Annotated in this window: 22 protein-coding genes, 4 tRNA genes and 2 pseudogenes; 11 read left to right on the top strand and 17 right to left on the bottom strand. The window is 40.6% G+C overall.

What is annotated here, in order from left to right:
* Positions 1-73: 73 nt before the first annotated feature.
* A pseudogene (locus H5203_RS19340) lies at positions 74-313 on the bottom strand (endonuclease III); the annotation flags it as partial.
* Positions 314-352: 39 nt separating this feature from the next.
* Between H5203_RS19340 and H5203_RS19335 the strand changes: the two are divergent.
* Together H5203_RS19335 and H5203_RS19330 are read left to right on the top strand one after the other, a co-directional pair.
* A complete protein-coding gene (locus tag H5203_RS19335) occupies positions 353-670 on the top strand; it encodes a hypothetical protein (RefSeq protein ID WP_145240709.1) in 318 nt (105 codons plus the stop codon).
* The gene (locus H5203_RS19330) at positions 667-1221 is read left to right on the top strand and encodes a GNAT family N-acetyltransferase (protein ID WP_145240711.1); all 555 of its coding nucleotides are present in this window, start codon (positions 667-669) and stop codon (positions 1219-1221) included. The genes H5203_RS19335 and H5203_RS19330 overlap by 4 nt, the downstream gene beginning before the upstream one ends.
* Positions 1222-1338: 117 nt before the next feature.
* Here H5203_RS19330 and H5203_RS19325 read toward each other — a convergent pair.
* Positions 1339-1587: pseudogene (locus tag H5203_RS19325) on the bottom strand (endonuclease III); the annotation flags it as partial.
* Between the two features lie 115 nt (positions 1588-1702).
* Between H5203_RS19325 and H5203_RS19320 the strand changes: the two are divergent.
* Positions 1703-3094, top strand: coding sequence for an alpha-amylase family glycosyl hydrolase (locus H5203_RS19320; RefSeq protein ID WP_145240713.1), 1392 nt, complete (start codon positions 1703-1705; stop codon positions 3092-3094).
* Between the two features lie 99 nt (positions 3095-3193).
* Here H5203_RS19320 and nth read toward each other — a convergent pair whose 3' ends face one another.
* The 12 genes from nth to H5203_RS19260 all read right to left on the bottom strand — a co-directional run bounded on the left by nth (position 3194) and on the right by H5203_RS19260 (position 12667).
* On the bottom strand, positions 3194-3826 hold the full coding sequence (gene nth / locus H5203_RS19315) for an endonuclease III (protein WP_182820151.1): 633 nt from the start codon (positions 3824-3826) through the stop codon (positions 3194-3196).
* A gap of 37 nt (positions 3827-3863) precedes the next feature.
* Positions 3864-4562, bottom strand: a complete 699-nt coding sequence (locus H5203_RS19310) for an electron transport complex subunit E (RefSeq protein ID WP_145240717.1) — start codon at positions 4560-4562, stop codon at positions 3864-3866.
* Positions 4559-5194 (bottom strand): electron transport complex subunit RsxG, encoded by a 636-nt coding sequence (rsxG, locus tag H5203_RS19305; protein WP_145240719.1) that lies wholly within the window; start codon positions 5192-5194, stop codon positions 4559-4561. Before rsxG ends, H5203_RS19310 begins: the two co-directional genes overlap by 4 nt.
* Entirely contained in the window at positions 5191-6249 is a 1059-nt protein-coding gene (gene rsxD, locus H5203_RS19300) for an electron transport complex subunit RsxD (protein WP_145240721.1), read from the bottom strand. Before rsxD ends, rsxG begins: the two co-directional genes overlap by 4 nt.
* Complete coding sequence (gene rsxC, locus H5203_RS19295) at positions 6249-8798, bottom strand: electron transport complex subunit RsxC (protein WP_182820150.1); 2550 nt, start codon at positions 8796-8798, stop codon at positions 6249-6251. The genes rsxD and rsxC overlap by 1 nt, the downstream gene beginning before the upstream one ends.
* 9 nt (positions 8799-8807) lie before the next feature.
* Entirely contained in the window at positions 8808-9362 is a 555-nt protein-coding gene (gene rsxB / locus H5203_RS19290) for an electron transport complex subunit RsxB (RefSeq protein ID WP_145240725.1), read from the bottom strand.
* Between the two features lies 1 nt (position 9363).
* Positions 9364-9945, bottom strand: a complete 582-nt coding sequence (gene rsxA / locus H5203_RS19285; RefSeq protein WP_145240727.1) for an electron transport complex subunit RsxA — start codon at positions 9943-9945, stop codon at positions 9364-9366.
* Positions 9946-10194: 249 nt separating this feature from the next.
* Positions 10195-12138, bottom strand: coding sequence for an EAL domain-containing protein (locus H5203_RS19280; protein ID WP_145240729.1), 1944 nt, complete (start codon positions 12136-12138; stop codon positions 10195-10197).
* Positions 12139-12288: 150 nt separating this feature from the next.
* Positions 12289-12365 (bottom strand) — tRNA-Asn (locus tag H5203_RS19275).
* A 27-nt stretch (positions 12366-12392) separates the two neighbouring features.
* A tRNA-Asn gene (locus H5203_RS19270) sits at positions 12393-12469 on the bottom strand.
* 23 nt (positions 12470-12492) lie between these two features.
* Positions 12493-12569, bottom strand: a tRNA-Asn gene (locus H5203_RS19265).
* Between the two features lie 21 nt (positions 12570-12590).
* Positions 12591-12667 (bottom strand) — tRNA-Asn (locus H5203_RS19260).
* A 1079-nt stretch (positions 12668-13746) separates the two neighbouring features.
* On the opposite strand from H5203_RS19260, the gene H5203_RS19255 reads away from it, so the two are divergent.
* The 5 genes from H5203_RS19255 to H5203_RS19235 all read left to right on the top strand — a co-directional run bounded on the left by H5203_RS19255 (position 13747) and on the right by H5203_RS19235 (position 19827).
* Positions 13747-15126: an MATE family efflux transporter gene (locus H5203_RS19255; protein WP_145240731.1), complete on the top strand. Its 1380-nt coding sequence runs from the start codon at positions 13747-13749 to the stop codon at positions 15124-15126.
* Positions 15123-17123 carry an excinuclease ABC subunit UvrB gene (gene uvrB, locus H5203_RS19250; RefSeq protein WP_145240732.1) on the top strand — a complete coding sequence of 667 codons (2001 nt, stop codon included), beginning with the start codon at positions 15123-15125 and terminating at the stop codon, positions 17121-17123. Before H5203_RS19255 ends, uvrB begins: the two co-directional genes overlap by 4 nt.
* The gene (locus H5203_RS19245) at positions 17116-18045 is read left to right on the top strand and encodes a class I SAM-dependent methyltransferase (RefSeq protein ID WP_182798360.1); all 930 of its coding nucleotides are present in this window, start codon (positions 17116-17118) and stop codon (positions 18043-18045) included. Before uvrB ends, H5203_RS19245 begins: the two co-directional genes overlap by 8 nt.
* A gap of 6 nt (positions 18046-18051) precedes the next feature.
* Positions 18052-18720 (top strand): tRNA (adenine(22)-N(1))-methyltransferase TrmK, encoded by a 669-nt coding sequence (locus H5203_RS19240; protein ID WP_182820149.1) that lies wholly within the window; start codon positions 18052-18054, stop codon positions 18718-18720.
* A gap of 87 nt (positions 18721-18807) precedes the next feature.
* Positions 18808-19827 carry a hypothetical protein gene (locus H5203_RS19235; RefSeq protein WP_182732467.1) on the top strand — a complete coding sequence of 340 codons (1020 nt, stop codon included), beginning with the start codon at positions 18808-18810 and terminating at the stop codon, positions 19825-19827.
* 11 nt (positions 19828-19838) lie between these two features.
* Here H5203_RS19235 and H5203_RS19230 read toward each other — a convergent pair whose 3' ends face one another.
* Positions 19839-20081: a hypothetical protein gene (locus tag H5203_RS19230; RefSeq protein WP_182732466.1), complete on the bottom strand. Its 243-nt coding sequence runs from the start codon at positions 20079-20081 to the stop codon at positions 19839-19841.
* Between the two features lie 178 nt (positions 20082-20259).
* Between H5203_RS19230 and H5203_RS19225 the strand changes: the two genes are divergently transcribed.
* A complete protein-coding gene (locus H5203_RS19225) occupies positions 20260-20709 on the top strand; it encodes an isoprenylcysteine carboxylmethyltransferase family protein (protein ID WP_182820148.1) in 450 nt (149 codons plus the stop codon).
* A 57-nt stretch (positions 20710-20766) separates the two neighbouring features.
* Here the strand turns inward: H5203_RS19225 and queC are convergent, their stop codons facing one another.
* Positions 20767-21447 (bottom strand): 7-cyano-7-deazaguanine synthase QueC, encoded by a 681-nt coding sequence (gene queC, locus H5203_RS19220; protein WP_257326361.1) that lies wholly within the window; start codon positions 21445-21447, stop codon positions 20767-20769.
* 127 nt (positions 21448-21574) lie between these two features.
* Here queC and queE point away from each other — a divergent pair, with 127 nt between their 5' ends.
* On the top strand, positions 21575-22240 hold the full coding sequence (gene queE / locus H5203_RS19215; protein WP_145240771.1) for a 7-carboxy-7-deazaguanine synthase QueE: 666 nt from the start codon (positions 21575-21577) through the stop codon (positions 22238-22240).
* 169 nt (positions 22241-22409) lie between these two features.
* Positions 22410-23153, top strand: coding sequence for a class I SAM-dependent methyltransferase (locus H5203_RS19210; protein WP_145240747.1), 744 nt, complete (start codon positions 22410-22412; stop codon positions 23151-23153).
* Positions 23154-23433: 280 nt separating this feature from the next.
* Here the strand turns inward: H5203_RS19210 and H5203_RS19205 are convergent, their stop codons facing one another.
* Positions 23434-24399 (bottom strand): integron integrase, encoded by a 966-nt coding sequence (locus H5203_RS19205; protein ID WP_182820147.1) that lies wholly within the window; start codon positions 24397-24399, stop codon positions 23434-23436.
* Positions 24400-24572: the final 173 nt, after the last annotated feature.

Raw genomic sequence — 24572 nt, 5'->3', positions numbered from 1 at the left:
TATTCTTATAAGCCTGATAATTGAGGTTTAAAATTAATAATCGTTTAAAATGAAGGTGTTTTATCTACAGGATCTAATCTGTTTTATCTTTAAACTCACACAAGTCTTCAATAATACAACTGCCACATTTTGGTTTACGTGCTACGCAAGTATAACGCCCGTGAAGAATGAGCCAATGGTGTATATCAAGTTTAAATTCTGCTGGTACAACTTTTAAAAGTTTTTGTTCAACCGCAACAACACCTTTACCCATGGCAAGCTTAGTACGGTTTGATACACGGTCTATGTGTGTATCTACAGCAATGGTTGGCCAACTTAAATATAAGGAAGGAAGATGTAACTAGCTTTCAAAATGTTGGTAGTTGAAATCCTAAAGAGCAAAGATCATGTGTTTGCATTAGGCATCATCGGAACTTTTAGTTACAAAGTTAATTTGGTAACTCATATTAACTGTGTTGTAGTTGATATAATTACAGCACGAGATAGGGAATTATGTATGAAAGAGGATATTGATGAGCTAAAAAGTGAATTTCAAGCAAAACTTCTATCTTGGAATAATATAAAAAGTAAAAAAACTAAAGTTACATTTATATTCATATTTTTCGGTTTGATTGGATTAAAGGTTTTTACTACTATGTTCACTGTTGATTGGCTTGCAGGGTTAATATGACGATCACTTTTCGCCCACTTAACAAACATGATTTTAACTATTCAAAAGTTATAGACCTTTTTTTCGAAGCTTTTCCACAAGTTCACAGACTACCAAAATGGCTTGTTAAATACAGAATGAGGAATGGAAAAAATGGCTTTGATGTTATTTATGATAATAATAAATGGGTTGGTTTTCTCTACACTAAAGAATATAAACAAATTATCTCTGTAAAGTTTTTTGCGATAGCTGAATTGCTCCGCTCAAGTGGTTACGGAAGCAAAGTAATGGATTCTATGAATGAAAAGCATTCAAATAAAAGAATAGTACTCACTATTGAGGAGCTTGATGAAAAGACAGAAAACTATCAACAAAGAGTTAAGCGCAAAGCGTTTTATGAAAAAAATGGGTTCAGTTCTACCGGGTTTATCATAAAAGAGCCAGCTGAGCGGCAAGAAGTCCTTATACGTGGTGGAACTATATCTAAAGAAGAAATAGAAGCTATGTACAAGCATTTTTTAGGAAATTTATTGTTTTCTTTACTTAAAATCGAAGTACTAAAAATTGAATAAGAATACCGTCATTTTAATGTAATTTGTTAGCCATTAGCAGTTAAATAATGCATGCAAAAAACCAACAGCAAAGATAAAAATTTAAAGTTTACTTATTGGCTCAAAAAAGAATAAACATTATTCAGTCTTGTCTTTAAACTCACATAAATCTTCAATAATACAACTGCCACATTTTGGTTTACGGGCAACACAGGTATAACGCCCGTGCAGTATGAGCCAATGGTGTACGTCTACTTTAAATTCTTTGGGGATCACTTTTTCGAGTTTTTGCTCAACGGCTACCACGTCTTTACCCATGGCAAGCTTAGTACGGTTTGATACACGGAATATATGCGTATCTACAGCGATGGTAGGCCAACCGAATGATAATTATCGTAGATAGGCATTAAGACTTACATACGTATTCATGTTAATAGTTTATTGAAAATAATTTCACTACATCGCATATTGTTAAAACTTAATCGTTTAAGGGGCTTTATAAATGAAAAACCTTTCAATAATATTACTATTTTTAGGGCTGTGTGCCTGCACTAATATAAGTAAAAAAACTAAGACAACAAATATTTCCTCTAATTATGTTCCACAAGAATATGTGAAGTTAACGCATCCTCAGTGGAGTAAGAACGCAAGTTTTTATCAAATTAATACGCGACAGTTCACACCTGAAGGAACATTTGCAGCCGCTGAGCATCAACTACCACGATTAAAAGAACTTGGCGTCGATATTCTTTGGTTAATGCCGATTCATCCGATTGGCGAAGAAAACAGAAAAGGGTCGCTGGGTAGCCCTTATTCAGTAAAAGATTACTACGGTGTTAATCCTGAGTTTGGTACCTTAGATGACTTAAAAAGCTTTGTTAACGCTGCTCACGAATTAGGTATGTACGTTATTCTAGATTGGGTAGCAAATCATAGTGCTTGGGATAATGAATTAAGACATAAGCATCCAAATTGGTATACAAAAAATTCGCAAGGTAATTTTCAACCTACGCCGTGGTGGGATTGGTCAGACATAATCGACTTTGATTATAACGTACCAGAAATGCGTGAATACATGACTGATGCAATGAAGTATTGGGTCAAAGAAGTAAATATTGATGGTTATCGATGTGATGTAGCTGGTTTTGTTCCTCTCGATTTTTGGGAAAACGTTAGGGCGGAGCTAGACGCGATCAAGCCCGTTTTTATGTTAGCTGAATGGGAAATGCGTGATTTACATGCTAAAGCTTTTGATGCTACTTATGCATGGTCTTGGCAGGAAGCTATTCATGATATTTTAAGTGGTCACGCTGATTTAAATAGATTGTTTGTATACTATTCATGGAATGAGGGAGCGTATCCGAAAAATAGCTATCGGATGACGTATGTTTCAAATCACGATGCTAATTCATGGGAAGGAACCGTGTTTGAGCGTTATGGTAGCGAAGAAAAAGTAGCGACAGCAATCGTATTGTCTATTGTCGGTGAAGGTATGCCATTAATTTATAATGGACTTGAAGCTGGGAATATTAAGCGGCTTGAGTTTTTTGAAAAAGATCCTATCGAATGGAAAGAACATAAATTTAAGCCATTGATTCAGAAGCTCTTAGCTTTGCAGAAACAAAATAGTGCGTTGTGGCATGGTAAATATGGCGCGACAATGGAGCGTATTTATAATACTAATCCGACAGAGGTGTTTAGTTTTATCCGCGAAAATACCAAAGATAAAGTGTTTGTTGTGATTAATTTTTCTGATAAAGAGCAAGATATTCAATTTATGGGTCCACAAACAGCTGGAGTATATACAGAGCTATTTAGCAAACAAAAGGCAACGCTTACTGAAGACGCAAGCCTTAAGTTGGCGCCTTGGGAGTATAGAGTTTATGTCCGGTAATGTTTAAAGGTTAAGCGTTTATTTGAGGTTTTCAAATTAAGATAATCATACGTAGGGCACATATCGTATGATTATCTTAATATTTCAATTAAAAATTAGTTACTCAGTCTTTTCTTTAAACTCACATAAATCTTCAATTATACAGCTGCCGCATTTTGGCTTACGCGCCACACAGGTATAACGTCCATGTAAAATGAGCCAGTGGTGTACGTCAACCTTAAATTCGGCTGGCACTACTTTATCTAACTTCTTTTCGACCTCAACCACATCTTTACCCATAGCAAATTTGGTACGGTTGGAAACGCGAAATATGTGGGTGTCTACAGCGATTGTCGGCCAGCCAAAAGCAGTGTTCAGTACTACATTAGCAGTTTTACGACCAACGCCAGGCAGGGCTTCTAGGGCTTCACGATTCTCAGGCACTTCGCTGTTGTGCTTATCAACTAAAATTTGGCACATTTTGTACACATTGGCAGCTTTAGAATTAAACAAACCGATGGTTTTAATGTAATCGCGAAGTTTATCGTGGCCTAAATCTAAAATTGCTTGCGGCGTATTGGCGACGGGAAAGAGCTTACGGGTGGCTTTATTTACCCCAACGTCAGTTGCTTGTGCTGATAGCGTTACCGCAACTAACAGTTCAAACGGGCTTGAATATTCAAGCTCGGTTTCTGGATGTGGGTTTTGCTCGCGCAAGCGAGAGAGTATTTCGTATCGTTTTTCTTTATTCATGCAACTTAAACGCACAGTAAATACTGTGCGCTTCCCCTTAAGTTAAACTGGTGACCCTTGCTCGTGGGCCTTTTTCGGCCACTGGTGGTGCTACTTGTTTTGCTTTTATTTGCGCATCAATGACATTTTTGGCAGCAATCAGTAAGCCCAAACCTAAAAATGCACCGGGTGGTAAAATAGCGAGCAAAAATTGATTATCAAAACTAAATACTTCAATGCGTAAAACCGATGCCCATGGGCCCAGTAGTAAATCGGCGCCATCAAATAAGGTACCTTGGCCAATAAGCTCACGCATTGCGCCAAGCACAACCAGTACTACCATAAAGCCAGAGCCCATCATTAAACCGTCAAACGCTGATAAATGAATCGGGTTCTTAGAGGCATACGCTTCAGCGCGGCCGATAATAGCGCAGTTAGTAACTATCAGTGGAATAAATATTCCTAGCGATTGATATAAGCCAAACGTATAGGCATTCATTAATAGCTGCACTATGGTTACAAAGCCTGCGATAAACATCACAAATACAGGAATGCGGATATCTTTTGGCACGAAATTACGCACCGCAGAAATTGTGACGTTCGAGCCAACTAATACCAGCAGAGTGGCTAAACCGAGGCCCATCGCATTGGTTATCGTTGATGTGACGGCCAGTAGTGGGCACAAACCGAGTAATTGCACGAGGGCAGGGTTGTTTTTCCACATTCCTTCGTTAAACAGTTCTTTTAATTGGCTCATGGCTCACCTACTTGGCATGCGTTATCAGCACTAAATACCGCATCGAAATTGTTTTTTGAGAATAACACAGCGTGTTTTACTGAGCCAACCACGGCACGTGGTGTAATGGTAGCGCCAGTGAATTGATCAAAGTCTCCGCCATCTTTTTTTACTGCCCAGCGAGTATCGTCGTCATCAAGTACAGTTTTATCTTTAAATGAAGTGATCCAAAGAGATTTTTTCATTTCTACTTTATCACCAAGACCAGGCGTTTCTTCGTGTTTAGTAACACGTACTCCGGCAACGTCCCCGTTTGCAAATACGGCAGTTAATAAACTTATATCGCCGCTATAACCTTTTGGCGTCACGTGGCGCATTACTAAAGCAACAGGTTGGCCACCCTTGCGAGCACGATAAACGGTTTGTGGTTTATTACCAAGTAGTGGATCATCAATGATGGCACAATCTTGATAAAGAGTATTATCGTAAAAATTAGGGGCGAGTACATCTTGCAGCTGTAATGAAAGTTGTTTGCGCTCTTGCTCTGCAATACTGTCAGCCGTGAGGTTATGGATAATACCAACAGCGCCGGTAGTGAGCAGGGCAAACAGGGCTAAAATAGCGCCATTTTTTGTCATTGATGAAATAATCATTTATTCACCCCATGGCCATAAGTACGTGGTTGAGTGTAATAGTCTATCAGTGGCACGGCCATATTGAGTAGTAACACAGCAAACGCCATGGCATCTGGGTAACCGCCAAAAGTACGGATCAAATAAACTAATAAACCAATCAATGCGCCGTAAATTAACCGGCCGCGATTAGTGGTAGCTGCCGAAACCGGATCCGTGGCTATGAAAAAAGCCCCTAACATTGTTGCGCCACTAAATAAATGAAATACCATACCAGGCTCAGTACCAGGTGCTGCGATATAACCAATTGCGCTGCACACAGCAATTGATGCAATTACACCAACTGGGATATGCCAATTTATAACTTTGGCTTTAATAAGGTATAAGCCACCGATTAAAAAGCCAAGATTTACCCAGCCCCAACCTTGTCCTAACCAACTATTAAAAATAGCGGCTTGCATGCTTTCAGATACGGTTAAACCATGAGCGATATCAGTCTTGATGGTATCCAAAGGTGTGGCCATTGTTACGCCATCAACCCCAACTCTAAGTTGATCAACACTAAAACCTGCACTGGTAAAGCCATTAAAAATAACGCTAAGCTGTTGAGTAAGACTAATTGGGTTTGCCAGTAAGTCACTAACTGGCATCCAAGTGGTCATTTGCACAGGGAACGAAATAAGCAATAACACGTATGCAGCCATGGCAGGGTTAAATAAATTGAAACCAAGGCCACCATAGAGCTGTTTAACAATGACGATGGCAAAAAAGCTACCGATCACAATAACCCACCATGGGGCGAGTGGCGGAATACTTAATGCTAATAAGACCGCAGTAAGCCATGCACTGCCATCTCCAAGCGCAGGCCATACAGGGCGCTTGCGAATAAGCATAATAATGGCTTCACTGATACTAACCGTGACTAACGCTAAAATTAGCTGGATCAATACACCCGTACCAAAAAAATACAGTTGTGCGATAAGTCCAGGAATACAGGCTAAGATCACTGTTTGCATCAACCTGCTAAGTGATTTATGACTGTGGCTATGCGGCGAACTGGCCATCGTTAGCTTCATTACTTATCACTTCCTTCTTGTTGTAATTTTTTAGCCTTTGCACGGGCAATCGCAGCGGCAACAGCGGCCTTTTTCTTATCTTGTGCGGTCTGTTCTGGTTTATCTTCAGCGATTTCAGCTTCGTTTATCGCTGTAGCCGAAGTTTCATTTTCAGCATCGTCGTTTTCTTCGCTAGCCGCTTGTTCAGCTTGTGCAGCCTTTTTCGCTTTCGCGCGGGCAATGGCTGCAGCGACAGCGGCTTTTTTATCATCGGCAGGTAAGGCTGTAGTGACTTCACTTTCAGAGTTGTCGTTTTCTACGCTTGCTGCTTGTGCTGCCTTTTTCGCTTTTGCACGAGCAATAGCAGCAGCGACAGCGGCTTTTTTATCATCGGCAGGTGAGGCTGTAGTGATTTCACTTTCAGAATTGTCGTTTTCTACGCTAGCCGCTTGTTCAGCTTTTGCAGCCTTTTTCGCTTTAGCGCGGGCAATGGCGGCAGCGACAGCGGCTTTTTTATCATCGGCAGGTGAGGCTGTAGCGACTTCACTTTTAGAGTTGTCGTTTTCTACGCTTGCTGCTTGTGCTGCCTTTTTCGCTTTTGCACGAGCAATAGCAGCAGCGACAGCGGCTTTTTTATCATCGGCAGGTGAGGCTGTAGCGACTTCACTTTTAGAGTTGTCGTTTTCTACGCTTGCTGCTGGTTCAGCCTGTGCTGCCTTTTTCGCTTTTGCACGAGCAATAGCAGCAGCGACAGCTGCTTTTTTATCATCGGTAGGTGCAGCAGTCGTGTTATCGCTTTCATCTTCTGATGCCGCCGCTTTTTTCGCTTTAGCGCGGGCAATCGCAGCGGCCACGGCTGACTTTTTATCATCCGGATCAGCAGCTGTAATGCTTGCGGCTTTTTGCTCTTTGTATTTGCGAGCTTGCTCTTTGCGCGCTGCGCGCTCTAATGCTACGTCACTGTTATCTGGTTCAAGCGTTGCTTCTTGATTTTGTTTTTTAGCTTTGGCGCGAGCAATTGCAGCGGCCACAGCTGATTTGTCGTCATCTTTTGCTGGTTTGTTTTTAACGCGTGCTAGAGCATCGGCAATTTTTTGTTTTTCGTCAGCCGATTTTTCAGCAGCTGGTTTGCGTTTATGGCGATTTTGTCGTGCTTCTTGCTCCCGTTCTAGGCGTTGTTTTCGAAGTTCAAAGCGCTCTTTCGCACGTTCAGCTTTAACTTGCTCAGCTTGCTGTTCTTTTATTTCAACTTTAGCCACACGGTAATACTGCACCAGCGGAATTTCACTTGGGCACACATATGCGCAAGCACCGCATTCAATACAATCAAACAGGTTATGCTCTTTCAGTTTGTCGTATTCTTTTGATTTAGCAAACCATTGTAATTGCTGAGGCAACAGTGAAGCAGGGCAGGCATCAGCACAAGCACTACAACGAATACAGGCTTTTTCAGGGCCGGGCTCTGCCAGCTCATCATGATCTGGGGCTAAAATACAGTTAGTGGTTTTTACCACGCCGATACGCACCGTTGGCAAAGTAAAGCCCATCATAGGGCCGCCCATTACAACGCGTTGCTGTGGCACTGGTGAAAAGCCTTGGCAATCAAGTAGATGCTTTATTTCCGTACCTAATAAAGCCCATACATTACCCGGATTATGAATTGTATTACCTGTTACCGTAATAACACGTTCAATTAGTGGCTTACCTTCATAGACAGCTTGATGAACAGCAAATAAAGTGCCGACGTTTTGTACTAACACACCGATATCTGCTGGAATTCCCCCACTAGGGACTTCTTTATTGGTAAGTAGCTTAATTAATTGCTTTTCACCACCAGAAGGATAAACAGTAGGAACTGTTTGAATGATTATTTTGTCATTATACTCAGCCGCTGCCTGCATGGCTGCGATGGCCTCTGGTTTGTTATCTTCAATGCCAACGATAGTGAGTGTTGGTGTAAGCAATTGCTGCATGATCTCTATGCCAGCAATAATGCCTGCAGCATGCTCACGCATTAGTACATCATCAGCAGTAATATAGGGCTCACATTCCACTGCATTAACAATAAAATACTCAATTGCTTTGCGACTATCTGCTTTAATATAAGTTGGGAATCCTGCACCGCCCATACCGGCAATACCACGGTCATGAATAATATCGATAAGTTGCTCGTGAGAAAGCTGGCTTGGTGTTGTCACCGGTGCTAACGCACACCAGCTATCTTGGCCATCGGGCTCAATAATTACACACAATTCAGGCAATGCCGATGGATGCGCAGACGGCATTTGGCAAATATCAGTAATAGTACCAGAAGTCGGGGCGTGTATTGGCACCGACCAATTCGCAACAGGCTTTGTAAGTGCTTGCCCTTTAAGTACCTGTTGGCCTTTTTCGACGATCAGTTGACCGTTAGCACCAATATGTTGTTTTAATGGCACAACGAGTTTGTCAGGCAAAGGTAAACGGGCGATTGCTTGACTGTTGGAAATTGTTTTTTGTCCCGGTGGATGAATGCCACCTGGAAACGGCCACACTTTACCTTGTTTTATCTGTGCGATTAGCTTTTCCATAGGGAGCCCTTAATCAATCTGTGTTACTGGGATTGCATCTAGTTGCCATTTCCACGTTTGCTTAGTGGTTTCTACAGGCAGCATATCAATACAGTCAACAGGACAAGGTTCAACACATAAGTCACAACCCGTACATTCATCAATTAAAACAGTATGCATTTGGCGCGTGGCACCAACAATGGCATCGACAGGACAAGCTTGAATACATTTGGTACAACCAATACATTCATCTTCACGTATATAGGCAACGGTTTTTATCGGCTCGGCTTGTTCGCCACCGGCAAGCGGTTTAGCTTCAACACCCATTAAGTCAGCTAATTTTTTTACTGTCGCATCGCCACCTGGTGGACATTTATTAATTTCATCGCCATTGGCGATGGCTTCTGCATAAGGGCGACAACCCGGATAGCCACACTGGCCGCACTGTGTTTGCGGTAATATAGTATCGATCTGTTCAACAATCGGATTACTTTGCACTCGATAGCGCACAGCAGCAAATCCTAAGATCAAACCAAAAATGAGTGCTAGGGTTCCCAGCGCAATCAAGGCATAAAACAAGGTCATGTTAAAACTTCACTAATCCTGTAAAGCCCATAAAGGCCATCGACATTAAGCCTGCGGTGATCATCGCAATCGATGCGCCTTTAAAGGGGGTAGGTACGTCAGCAGCGGTTAAGCGTTCACGAAGAGCTGCAAATAAAACCAGTACCATAGAAAAACCAACAGCAGCGCCAAAGCCATATACTGCAGATTGTAAAAACGTATGATCCTCTTTGACATTTAGTAACGCAACACCTAAGACCGCACAGTTTGTGGTGATCAAAGGTAAAAATATACCGAGTAAGCGATACAGCGTTGGGCTGGTTTTTCTGACTACCATTTCGGTAAACTGAACCACCACCGCAATCACTAAAATAAAGCTTAGAGTACGTAAATACGTGATATCAAGTGGGATCAAAATATATTGATTAACTAGATAGCTTGTTACAGAGGCAAGTGTTAACACAAAAGTGGTCGCAAGTGACATGCCTATAGCTGTATCCAGTTTGCCTGATACACCCATAAACGGGCATAGACCTAAAAATTGTACTAACACAAAGTTATTAACCAGTACTGTGCCGATCAACAGCAATACATATTCTGTCATGTTCGCCTCAAGCTATAATAAACGCCGACATTATCCTTTTTTATTGGCTGTTTAACAACACGTAGAAGGTAAATAAACGGCTCATTTAATAATGATAGTGAATTGCATTTAGAAATTTATAGCATGATAAATAAAGATTAACTGTTCATTAACCTAGTTACTGACATTTGGAATGATAAAGCAGATCAGGGGAGGGGGAAATAAACTACTAGAAAACTAAAAAGGTGCTCAAAGCACCCTTTAGATTGATTAAATATCTTTTGGCTTTTCGATGTAATAACCTTGCACACCATCAAGGCATAAAGTTTCAATAATGTGTTTTTCTTCTTGGCTTTCAACACCCTCAGCAAAAACACTAACACCAATTCGATGCGCGAGGTCGACCATTAAACGCATAAAGTATTGGTTATTTTTATCTTCTTCAAGGCCGCGAGTATAGCTTGCATCCATCTTGATAAAGTCAGGTTTTAAATCGCGGAAAAACTTAAACGAGGTTAAACCAACACCAAATCGTTCTACCGTGATCCGAGCACCAACACGGTGGATCATATCTATAAAGCGTTTACTGGCTTTAATATTTTGCTGTAAGCCAAATTCACTCACTTCGAATACCAGTTTTGAGGCAATATTTGTGTCTTTTAATAAACGTCGCTCTAGCCAAATTACAAACTGATCATTGTGTGCGCTTGAGGCGGTAACATTCAAACCAAAGAATTTTTCAGAGAAATTACGGCTCTTAATTTTTTCCAGTGATGAATTAATGATTAACTGATCAATTTCCATCGCCATATCAAGCTTTTCAGCCATAGCTAAAAATGAAGCGGTAGGCAATACTTGGTTTTCTGTTGTTTTAAAGCGCACTTGAATTTCAGCGTAGGCCTTCATGCTTTTACCAATTGGCATAATGTTTTGCATTACCAGATGTACACGCTCAGCTTCAATGACTTCATTAATCACTTTACGCCAGTTTTGATTGCCAAATCCTGCACTTACATTATTAACTAAATCAGTTTCGCGTTGTATATGCCAGGCGTTAGCTTGTTTTGATTGGGCCATGCTCATAGCATTGTCTACTATCGAAAGTAGCTCACCTAAGGGTTTGCCTTTTTCATAAGCGACGATCCCAGTATTTGCTACTGAGCTTAATTCTTGGTTTTGCTGATATTGAGTAAATCGAGATTGTAAGTTATCACCAAAACGTTCAGATTCCTTGAGAGGAGTGTTAGGCAGCACAATCGCGAAATCTGAGCTATTCAAACGAAAAACTTTACTGCCTGTATATGTGCCGCTGATATGTTTAATAATATCAGCCACAGCTTTGACATACTCGTCACCTTTTTGGTAACCACGAGTTTGGTTGATTGCTTGTAATTCACTACAACGAACCATCGCCAAAGAGCCAAAGGTGCTTTTTTCACTGCTTTCAATGTACTTCTCATAATATTCAACAAACATATTACGGTTGCCAAGTTCAGTAACTACATCTTTATAAGCTTCTTGCTTGATAGAATGTGCGGCATTTTGAATATCATCATGCTTACTTTGTAAAAAGTGCGACAGGCGATTAAAGCTCGGCACTAGGTCAACGCCCAGTTGTTTTATTTTGCTGCTATTAATTGCTGTTTCAAGACCGTTGTTGACTTGATTTTGATTGATATAAACATCAATTATCTCAGCCACTGTCATGCTTATATTTCTATTTAGCTTACTAAACATGGTTTTCATAAACACAATGGGAATAATTGCCATTAAACCTGACACTAAAATAACAATAAACAACGCTTGTTGGAGTATCAACCCAAGGTTATTGGCATTAATAGTAAATTCAACTTTGATATCAGACGCTTGATTAACAGCAAATTGAGGACGGATAGAGTTAAAGCTGGTGTTAACTAATTGCGCAATGGCTGGTAATGAAGTAGGGGATGTAATATTTATAAGTTCTTTACCTTGCTGATCACGCAAAATAAATGAAGAAAAAGTATTACCGTCAGCAAGCACTTGCTGAAGTTTATCTGGTGCTATATCGACAATAGAATGTTTACTAATATAGTTGTTTACCACTGATTGCGTTTTATGTTGTGCATCGCTTACTGCGTTGTCAAACGCTGACGCAACAAAATAGCCACCAATACTTGCAAACAACAGCCAAGATATTAATTGAATAAATATGAGTTTTTTGAAACCAGCCATGTCTTATTCTTTTTAGTAGATCAAAGGGAAGGAATCAGATCCTTGATTAATCAAATTATTTTACACTTATTAAATGTGTATTAAAAAGAAATATTTTGATTGTAGTAGAGTAGTGGAATTGTTTAGGAAAGTCTAATTGATTCTTTAAGTTGGCTCCCCCTCCCCGACTCGAACGGGGGACCTGCGGATTAACAGTCCGTCGCTCTAACCAACTGAGCTAAGGGGGAACTACAATACTTAAATTTTATATGATTTGGCTCCCCCTCCCCGACTCGAACGGGGGACCTGCGGATTAACAGTCCGTCGCTCTAACCAACTGAGCTAAGGGGGAACAATAATCATATTACATAAACTTGGCTCCCCCTCCCCGACTCGAACGGGGGACCTGCGGATTAACAGTCCGTCGCTCTAACCAACTGAGCTAAGGGGGAATCGTTTATGGCTGAAAAGACTGGCTCCCCCTCCCCGACTCGAACGGGGGACCTGCGGATTAACAGTCCGTCGCTCTAACCAACTGAGCTAAGGGGGAAGCGTATGTGCCTTTCAACGGGGCGAAATATTAATGACCGCGCTGCAAAGTGTCAACACATAAAACCGGATAAACAAAAAAAAGCAGTCTGTTCGATGTTTTTATGTTCGATCTGGCTGTTTTGTGGCTTTTTTTTTCCCTATTTGAGTCGTGTAGATCGAGATGTGGCATAAAATTATGGTTTTTAACGACTAAAAAACAAACAAGTTAACCGCCAAGCAAATTATAAAAGTGATCATTTATCTAGTTTTGTACGAATAAATTTATGAAATGTACTTTTTTAACGTTAGCTAATAAAAGCGCAAATTCGCAATAATTAAATTTACTTATGCATTTAATTAGTCGTTAACGAAAAATGCCGAGAAAAAAATGACATACAGATCTGAACCCTTAGTTTAGCGACTTAATACCCATGAGAATAGCAAGGAAATATATATATATGGTTTTATTTCAATTGGTTATATTTATTTTTTCATATTGAATGGGCGTTTAAATAAATGTGACAGGTCATTGGTACAGGGGTTAAGTATGTTTTATGAGCTATTTAACTCAAATTGTCTAAAGTTAGTATTTGCCAACATTGCCGTTAGCGTGTTTAAGCCGTCCCTTTGCACGCCTTTATTAACGTGGCTTTGCAAGAGTTATCCACGGTTTCTGTGGATAACTCTGTTTATGAAACTTTAAGAACGTTGGCAGAGCCATATTTTTAGGGCACTGTGAGGATATCAAGCATTTAAAACAGTTTTTTTATCTCATTTTAAAACAATGACTTGAAAAAATAAGCTGAAAAGAGCTTCGTTGATGAGTAAATTTATTCGTAACGATTCGATTAGCGCAATTTTTGTGTAAAAATGCAGCACCAGTCGCGATGTTTTTGTGATAAAGGTTATAAAAATGTATTTTTATTGTTTTTAGTAGAGCTTCGAAGTGAAATCGTCGCTAAACACGTAAAAAGAACACTTTTCTATGGTTTTTTAGGCGTTTTTGTAATCAATTTATAATCACTTGATAAATGCGTGGCTTGAAAAGCCCTGATGCTTTAAAATACCACGCTTAATAAAAGAGGTTTATTTATTCCCATGCGCGCAACTTTGCAGAGCAACTCAGCTCCCGATTTATTAAACGATCCAATAGTACCGACCTTGAAGAAAATGACTGTGCCGATGATTTTCGGCATGATCACGTTAATGATGTTCAATATTGTCGATACATTTTTTATTAGCTTATTGGGAACTGAGCCATTAGCTGCTGTCAGTTTTACTTTTCCGGTAACCTTTACCGTGATCAGCCTAGCTATTGGTTTGGGTATCGGTACGTCAGCGGTTATTGCCAAGGCATTGGGTAGTAATAATATTGAAGAAGCACGCTTTGATGCCAGCATCGCATTATTAATTGCAGTGGTGATGGTGGTATGTTTATCGCTATTTGGTTATCTGTTTATTTCCCCGATATTTAAATTGCTGGGAGCAGGGGAGCAAGTGTTGCCGCTGATCCATGAGTATATGAGTGTGTGGTTTTTAGGCAGTGTATTTCTAATTACCCCTATGGTTGGTAACTCAGTGTTACGTGCCAGCGGTGACACCAAAACACCTAGCATAGTGATGGGTGGAGCGGGGCTTATCAATGCCGTACTCGACCCAGTATTGATTTTTGGCTTTGGGCCAATTCCTGCATTTGGCATTAAAGGCGCTGCGATTGCCAGCGTCATCGCATGGTCGGTAGCCGTTGTCATTATTTTATATTTGCTAGCAGTAAAAAAAGGCTTGCTGAGCCTAAATGCAAATAACCAAACCCCATTAAGCTCTATTCGAAAAATTCTTAAAATTGGTTTGCCAGCAGCAGGTGCAAATATGTTAACACCAGTTGCAATGGCGGTGATGATTGCCATGGTTGCTCATCATGGACCTGAGGCTGTTGCTGCTTTTGGCGTAGGCAGTCGTATTGAATCAATTGCCAGTTTGGTGGTGTTAGCTTTATCGATGACGTTACCGCCGTTTATTAGTCAAAACTTTGGTGCTGGTAAACTTAACCGTGTTAAAGAGGCGTACACCACAACATTAAAATTTGTGATGATTTGGCAGTTTATTATTTATTTACTGCTCATTGCATTTTCAGGAGTGATCAGTGAGTTGTTTGGTAAAGAGCAGATGGTTATCGATGTGATCAAATTATTTATTTTTACCTTGCCGTTAAGTTACGGTTTGCAAGGGATAATTATTTTGTCTAATTCATCGTTCAATGCCTTACACAAACCAATGAATGCATTAATTCTAAGTGTGATCCGATTATTTATTTTTTATATTCCATTTGCTTATGTCGGTAATTTATATGCCGGTTTACCAGGCTTGCTGATCGGCGCAGCGCTGGGTAATTTATTTACTGCAATAATAGCTTATAAATGGTTTATCAAAGAGCTGAATATGATCAGTAACCAAGCTGTACAGGAGTGCCAAGCATGAGCGACCATTTTCAACTGGTATCTAAATTTAAACCTGCGGGGGATCAACCCACCGCGATTGCGCAGTTATGTGAAGGGTTAGAAGCCGGACTTGCTCATCAAACATTATTAGGGGCAACAGGTACTGGTAAAACATTTACCATGGCTAATATTATCAATGATTTAAATCGCCCAACGATTATTATGGCGCATAATAAAACCTTAGCAGCGCAGTTATATGGCGAAATGAAAGAGTTTTTTCCGCACAACGCGGTTGAATATTTTGTTTCGTATTATGATTACTATCAGCCAGAAGCGTATGTTGTTGCAAGCGATACCTTTATTGAAAAAGATGCCTCGATAAACGAACACATAGAGCAGATGCGCCTAAGTGCTACCAAAGCGCTATTAGAGCGTAGGGATACAATTATAGTGGCATCAGTATCAGCCATATATGGTTTGGGCGATCCAAAATCATACATGAAGATGATGCTGTTGTTAAAAGTGGGCGAAAAAGTTGATCAACGCGATATGCTGCGCCGACTAGCCGAAATTCAATATACGCGAAATGACATTGATTTTAGCCGCGGTACGTATCGGGTTCGCGGTGAAGTTGTGGATATATTCCCTGCTGAGTCAGACACTTTTGCAGTGCGTGTAGAAATGTTTGATGACGAAATAGAACGGCTAAGTATTTTTGACCCGCTTACCGGCGCGGTTGAAAAACACATAGTCCGCGCAACTATCTATCCTAAAACGCACTATGTGACACCCAGAGATAAAATTCTTGATGCGGTTGAGCATATTAAAGCTGAATTAAAAGACCGTCGTGCGCAGTTACTCAGTGCTAATAAACTGGTCGAAGAGCAACGCGTGGCACAACGTACACAATACGATATTGAAATGATGACCGAGCTTGGTTATTGCTCTGGCATCGAAAACTACAGCCGATATTTATCTGGTCGCACGCCGGGCGATCCACCGCCAACCTTGCTTGATTATCTTCCTGAAGATGCGTTAATGATTATTGACGAATCTCACGTTACGGTATCGCAAATCGGCGCTATGTATAAAGGCGATCGTAGCCGTAAAGAAAATCTCGTGGAATACGGTTTTCGTATGCCGTCGGCGATGGATAACCGGCCACTACGCTTTGAAGAATTTGAAGCCATAGCACCGCAAACAATTTATGTATCAGCAACCCCGGGTGATTTTGAACTTGAACGTTGTGGAGATGATATTGCCGAGCAGGTTATTCGCCCCACAGGATTACTAGATCCACAAATTGAAGTACGCCCAGTGGCAACTCAAGTTGATGACTTATTGTCAGAGATATATAAACGCGTAGCAATTGATGAACGTGTGCTAGTGACCACACTTACTAAGCGCATGGCTGAAGATTTAACGGATTACTTATCTGAACATGATGTAAAAGTGCGTTACTTGCATTCGGATATCGATACCGTTGAACGGGTCGAAATTATTCGTGATTTTCGCGCTGGGGTGTTTGATGTGTTAGTGGGTATTAACTTACTGCGTGAAGGTTTAGATATGCCAGAAGTATCGCTAGTTGCAATACTCGATGCTGATAAAGAGGGCTTTTTACGTTCAGCTCGCGCATTAATTCAAACCATTGGTCGTGCGGCTCGTCACTTAAATGGTCGGGCAATTTTATACGGTGATCGAGTCACTAAATCAATGGCCAAAGCTATTGATGAGACTCAGCGTCGCCGCGATATTCAACACGCTTACAATATTAAGCATGGCCTTGAACCACAAGCCTTATTGAAGAAAATTACTGACATTATGGATGTTGGTGAGCGAGCCGGCCCACAAGATAATTTACAGCTGATCCGAAAACAAAGTAAGCAAGTGCTCAGTGCAAAAGAGATCGCAGTGCAAATTAAGCAACTCGAAACCAAAATGCATGCATACGCTAGTGATTTAGAATTTGAAAAAGCCGCATCCGTTCGTGATGAAATCCATGAATTACAACAACAGTTAATTAAAAATGCATAATTTTACGCCCCTTATTACAGCACTTGAAAGTGCGCCCTTAGCAGACAATGAACTTTGTCGTGTGTTTCATGGCCGCGGTCACACTACCGAGCATTTGAGTCATCTAAATATCGACTTTTACCCTCCGTGTTTATTTTTAGTGTCTTACGACGAAGTTGACGCACAAACGCTAATGCAATTAAGTGAGCAGCTTTGGCAATGGGCACAACAACACGCTAAAGAATTAATCACCTCGTTGGTATTTCAACAACGCGCCGGACAACAAACTGAAAATAAACTGTTATTTGGTCAACTACCGAGCCCGCATAGTGTTAAAGAAGGTGACAGTGAGTTTTTAGTGGATTTAATGAGCCGTCAAAATACCGGTATATTCCCTGATATGCGCCGTGGTCGGGAGTTTGTGCAAGTCCATAGTAAACACGCTAAGGTATTGAATTTATTTTCATATACCTGTGGGTTTTCGGTTGCTGCAATGCGTGGCGGTGCCGATAGTGTGATCAACATGGATATGAATAAAGGGGTACTGCGCACCGGTAAGCAAAATCATCAACTTAATGGCTTTGACCGCAGTGTGAGCTTTTTACCGCACGATATATTAAAGTCGTTTGGTAAACTTAAAAAGGCTGGCCCTTTTGATTTAATTATTGTTGATCCGCCAAGCTTTCAAAAAGGCAGTTTCATTTTAACTAAAGATTATCAAAAAGTGCTGCGCCGCTTACCTGAACTGCTCAATGAGCATACTCAATTGCTGTTATGTGCTAACAGTCCAGAGCTAAGTGAAGCGTCATTTAAAGCGCTGATAGACGAACACACTCAAGGTGCGATTGAATTTGTAGAGCGCCTAGCGCCGACCCATGGTTTTGTTGATGTTGATAGCGACCGTAGCTTAAAAGCATTGATCTATAAAACGGCTCAAGTTTAGCTTTTAATGAAACTAAGTAGCCGCCTCAGTGCAATCGATTCGTTGATCTGCGCGCCGTATGATGTAATTTGGGACTGTTGTTGTGACCACGGTTTGCTTGGTATGGCGCTTTTAAAGCGGGTAGCCGCCAAGCAAATAAACTTTGTTGATATAGTGCCTACGTTAATGGACGAGCTTGAACACACGCTTACGCGTTTTAGTGATCAGCAAGCAGCTTGCCAATGGCAAGTATTATGTCAGGATGTAGCTACAATTGAGCTGCAGCCACCAGCCAAACAGCTGATCATTATCGCCGGAGTCGGTGGAGAATTACTGCTGAGGCTAGTACAAAAAATGGTTGCTAATTGCCCTGAAAAGCTTCGTGAACAACTCAGTTTTATTGTTTGTCCGGTGCATCATACCTATACCTTACGACAAGGTTTACAGGCGTTAGGTTTAGGACTTATCAAAGAACAACTGGTGCAAGAAAACAACCGTTTTTACGAAGTGATACAGCTAAGTTTTACCAGTAATACTGCGTTGAGTGTTACTGGCAGTCAGATGTGGGACAATGCTGAGCAAATGCACGAATTGTATCTGCAACAATTAGTTGCGCACTATACTAGGATGTTGAACAAAGACCGTACATATTTTCAACATGTGCTCGATGATTATCAAAAAATATCGCTAAATTAAACGCAGCACTGTGATCTATCGACTAGCGTTACAGCGTAAATAACTCATCTTCAGCGCTTTGTGTTAGCGAGTTTACTTGGTTTAGTTATGTCAGATAAAAATAACCACTTTACATCAGTCAAATATACTCATAATGAGCTGCTATATAATTGTGAGCAGCCAATTGCTTATGCACCCATCGTGCAATTGAGTAACGCGAGCTGGGTAGTGCCGCAACATTTTTTACGTTATCAACATACCCTCGAAAGCGTGAACGAAACCCTTGATAAAATTGAGTTTTCAACTCACTTTCGGGTGCTCGCCGCAAAACAGAATGAGCAAATTTATTTACAAGTGGCGATTCTTAGTCCAGATAATTATCGCAGCACCAAGGCAAAAAAGTTATTATTTGGCCGGCGCTGGTTTGTGGAAGAAAACTTACCTACCTCGGAATTGATCCAAACCGCTTTTTTAGCGTTAAAAATAGCCCGTGAACACGAAGTAAGAGAACTATTTCAACTCGATAGTGAGCAGGGCAGCAGCACGCCGTTTAATAACCATCATGATTTACCTTTATTAGCACAAAACCCGCAATTAACCATGGCTGCTGATCATCAACCGCAAAGTGTCATAAAGTTACTTGCTAGATGTTTATTTGCTGGAGCTGCACTGACTTTAATTACACAACAAAAAATTGCCGATGAGCACATACTTTACACTCTGCGGCTCAATTGTACTGACTGTCAGTTAAGCGAATTTAACGCAAAAACAGTGATTTTTTTAGCCGCAGATACATCTGCAAATGCTTTTTTGCATGGCTTGATGACCGCGTTGGTAGCGATCAGTAATGATTATGTGAATGAACAATTTAAATATGCAGGTTTTGCGCGCTTTAGTAAAAACGTTAATGTAGAGCAAATCGGGGCATTGAGTATTGTGTTGCGTTCGCAGCATGCGTTGCAATTATGCGAACTTGGCAAACAACATGCCGATCAATTAAATTTTGAAATTGACAGCTCTCGTGCTCCACAAGGGTGCGGGCAAGTGATCTGTGGGTTTTTAGCCGCTCATGGAATTGAGCAGCCAGAAAACGCGCATTTATATCCAGATTACTTGCAAGCGCTTTAAACGCGGCAAATTTACAGTTTATTGATTTCCTGTTTTACGCTGTAACTTGGATCAGTCACGATAGCTTCTAATGTTTGTACACGCTCTTTTAACGCAAGCATTTCAGCATTAACAGCAGCAATTTGATTATTCGACTCTTTATTATCGGTGAGTGTGCGATGTTTAAACTCTAAATGTTTTTTATACATATCGTACATTACCCCAAACCCAACAGAGATAAATACGATCATGACTACCATAGTAGTTCCTGACATGGTGTATTCCTTATTATTTTATATAGTGTGTAAAGTATAACCAGAATGCGCAAATGATGAAGCTGACAATTGTAACTTTATTTGTATCAACATGACCCTCTGCGGTATATTCATCAGTGATACAGTGTGATGAGTGTTTAATTGCATCAACTAATTTTAACAACAACAGTGAGTTACTATGCTAAATAATAAAATCCCTCCGATTATTATAGTGCTTTTTTTTGCTGTGCTGATGGCGGTAATTGCCCATTACAGTGTGATTGATTTCACCACATTTATTTTTTATGTTGCGGTTATTTTACTCACCACAGGCTGTATTTTTTGTATTGCTGGGGTGGTTAGTTTTCGCTTAGCAAAAACCACTGTAAACCCAAATAAACCAGATCAAGCGTCAGCACTGGTTACCACGGGTGTGTACAAAATTTCACGTAATCCAATGTATGTTGGTTTTGCTTTTATACTGGCAGGTTGGGGAGTGTGGTTAACATCACTGTGGGCGTTATTGTGTGTGCTGGGCTTTATTTGTTACTTAACTTGGTTTCAAATTATTCCAGAGGAGCGGGCTCTATTAAAAATATTTGGTCAAGGGTACACCGATTACAAGTCTCGGGTAAAACGTTGGCTGTAAACTTATCTCAGTTAATAATAAAAAGGCTATCGCGATGATAGCCTTTTTTAATGTGGGTTATTCGTACTCGATTGGATCGGTAATGTTATTAAGGCTAAATGCCTCTAAGCGCTCTTGGCAGGCACCACATTTACCACAGGCTTTTTCACGGCCATTATAGCAAGTCCACGTTTGGCTGTAGTCCAAGCCCATTTTTAAACCATCAGTAAGAATGTCAATTTTGGTGTCATTTAAATACGGGCTGAAAATTTCCACCGCGTCGTAATTAGCAATACGACATAAATCATCCATCTTTTGCACAAATTCAGGACGGCAATCAGGGTAAATAGCATGATCCCCAGAGTGAGCACCGTAATAAACTTGGCTTGCTTTGAGTGATACAGCGTAACCCACAGCCAGTGATAGCAAAATCATGTTGCGATTAGGCACTATGGTGCTTTTCATGTTTTCGGCTTCGTAGTGGCCTTCTGGGACATCAATATCATCAGTTAACGATGAGCCACCAATTAACTGATTGATCGCAGAAATATCAACTATCTTATGCGGTACGCCAAGCTTTTCACACACACTGGCTGCAACTTTAAGCTCTTTTACATGACGCTGACCATAGTCAAATGACAGGGCATATACCTCGCGGCCTTGCTGCAGGGCTTTATTTAATACGGTAAATGAATCCATACCGCCGGAGTAAATCACAACTACTTTTTGCGTCATAACTGTTTTGCTCTTAGTTTTAATAGAGGTTTATATCAGGGCGCGATATACTACACGGCTGGGGCATAAATAACAATTTTCGACCGTGTTTTTTGATTTTTTAAACTATGTTTATGCTCGTAATTAATGCCAAGTAGTGAGTGAGACTCTTTTGTACAAAATTAATGAAATATTTGAAACCATTCAAGGCGAAGCGAGCTTTACCGGCACGCCTTCAATATTTTTACGTTTACAAGGCTGCCCCGTAGGTTGCGCTTGGTGTGACACTAAGCAAACGTGGGAAGTTGATAATGTGTATAAAGTATCACTGGACGACACGGTTGAGAAAAAGGCTGATTCAGATCACTGGGCGGACGCATCAGCTGAGCAAATATTTAACTTGTTTGTCGATCGTGCTTATCGTGCCAAGCATGTAGTGATCACCGGCGGTGAGCCATGCATGTACGACTTAAACCCGGTGTGCGAATTACTTCATGCTAACGGCTACAGCACACAAATAGAAACCAGCGGCACTTTTGAGATTTTAGCCCCAGCACAAACATGGGTGACGGTATCACCGAAAATTAATATGCGTGGCGGCTACGACGTACTTACTTCAGCCATGCAACGCGCCGATGAAATAAAACACCCAATCGCGATGCAAAAACACGTTGTAGAGCTTGAAGAGTTATTTGCAAAAACAGGCGTTACCCCCAAGCTTGTTTACCTGCAACCAATTAGCCAAAAAGTCTCTGCAACTAAGTTGGCAATTGAAACCTGTATTGAAAAAAACTGGCGCTTATCAGTGCAAGTACATAAGTATTTAGGGATAAACTAAAGTAAAGTTGCCAGTGGTTAGCTTTAAGTAGTTTGCCATTTAAATTGAACGTTGGGTTGAGTAAAAAAAAACCCAACAAACCTCTTACTTTCATATCTGCTTCGTTAATGGTGATAATTAGTTTATTATGCGCGACTTAAAATACTCTACTCCAAACCACTAGGCTGATATGTCCGCGAACGCTCTATACACAGACCTTTCTGATTACTATGACTTAATGTGCGCAGATATAGATTATCAAGCCCAAAGCTATTTTATTCACAGGCTACAGCAAATCTTTGGTAATAAGGGAAATACGCATCTTGATTTAGCATGCGGCACGGGCCCACATGTTCGTCATTTTATTGATTACGGTTATCAAAGTAGTGGGCTTGATATAAATCAACCCATGCTAGATAGAGCAACTATTCGTTGCCCAGAAGCGCAATTTTCATTGCAGAATATGAGTGAGTTTGTGATCCCTGAGCAAGTGGATTTAATTACCTGCTTCTTGTATTCAATCCACTACTGCGACGGCATTAATAAATTAACAGACTGTATTACAAGCGTACACCATGCACTAAAAGCCGGTGGTATATTTTGCTTTAACGTTGTTGATAAAAATCACATCGATAACGATTCATTTGTAGAGCATACTGCTGAAAACGCGGGCAGCTTATTCACATTCCGCTCTGGTTGGAATTACAGTGGCAGTGGCGAAAAACAGTCATTAAAGCTCAGTATAAATAAAGCAACAGCAGACGAAACATTTGTATGGCACGACGAGCACCCAATGGTCGCTGTTAGTTTTGCCCAGTTAAAAGAAGCCCTAAAACCTTATTTTGAAATACATGTGTTTGAACATGACTACGAAAAAATAACCCCATGGGGTGAAAGCTCTGGCAATGCCGTTTTTGTGTGCGTAAAAATTTAAATTAGAAAGTTAAGACAATGATTCACAAAAAGATTAAGGGTTAAGAGACGCCGCGTTTTAGAAAAATTCATATAAAGCAAGGAGCTTACAAATAAGCATTGTCCTGTTGAGTGACTCGCTCGTGAGACTGATCAGGCAGCTGATATATATCCCTAGCTAAACAATCAGGGAGTGCTCTGCGGTCTATTTTTTTGCCTTTCTAACAGCAGCAAATCCACATAAGATTATTATCGGGTTTTTTGTATTCCCCAAACGCGATACTCCAATAGATAATAAGAACCTAAAGTAGCTGCGACAACGGGCTTTTTACGCCACTGGCACCACTGTTAAGTACATGCGTATAAATTTGCGTGGTGCGAACATCGCTATGGCCGAGTTGTTCTTGCACGGTGCGTATATCTGCACCGGATTCAAGTAAATGGGTAGCGAACGAGTGCCGTAGTGTATGGCAGGTAACATTTTTTTGAATTTTTGCCAGCTTTGCTGCCAGCTTAATTGCTTTACGAACCGTTGTTTCATCAATATGGTGGCGTCGCAGCTTTTTACTTTCTGGGTCCATGCTTAACTGGGCAGAAGGAAACAAATATTGCCAGCTCATTTCATAAGGAGCCGCTGGGTATTTTCTAGCTAGTGCATTCGCAAGCCAGACACCGGCATAGTCTGTTGCTTGTTTGTCTCGTTGCCAGTAGTCATTTACCAAGTGACTTTGGCTGCGCAACAACGGCAGTAGTTCGAGTGCTAATGTTACTCTGCGGTTTTTATTGCCTTTGCCCTGCCAAATCATTAATGAGACATAGTCATAATCGACATCTTGTACCCGTAGCCTTACAGCTTCCATTAAACGTAGACCACTACCGTAAAGTAACTGAGCGATAAGTTTATACTTTGGATCCATTGCCAATAATAAACGCTGCATTTCTTCACGGGTCAGTACTACAGGTAATTTAGGTGGCACGAGTGATTTATTAAAATTCATCTCAAGTGATAACGGTCGATTAATAATATGACGGTATAAAAATACCAAAGCATTTAAAGCCGTTGCCTGAGTTTTCATTGCAACATTACGCTGATTACTTAAATAAGATAAGAATTGCTCAACCTCTGACTCTGCCAATTGCGCTGGATGTTTTTTAGCATGGTATAAAATATAAAATTTTATCCAATATTGATAAGTGTCTATAGTACGCTTGGCATAACGACGCGTTGTCATAAAGTCACGGATGGATTCTAAAAATACAGAAGCCATGATCTGCTCCAGTTTTTACTGTGTATATAAACAGTGGTTGTGTTTAGTTTTTTTTCAACAACTCGCGGGATTATTTCTTGTATTTTACAACAACAAAAAAACAACAAATATAAATCCCTTGATTTACATTTAGATACAGAGTTAGACTGAAAGTATTAAAAAACTCAAAGGAT

The sequence above is a fragment of the Pseudoalteromonas sp. SG41-1 genome (genome assembly GCF_014164575.1).
Taxonomy (GTDB): Bacteria; Pseudomonadota; Gammaproteobacteria; order Enterobacterales; family Alteromonadaceae; genus Pseudoalteromonas; species Pseudoalteromonas rhizosphaerae.
The sequence above is the reverse complement of the archived record's forward strand: the minus strand, read 5'-3'. Positions and strand labels throughout refer to the sequence as shown.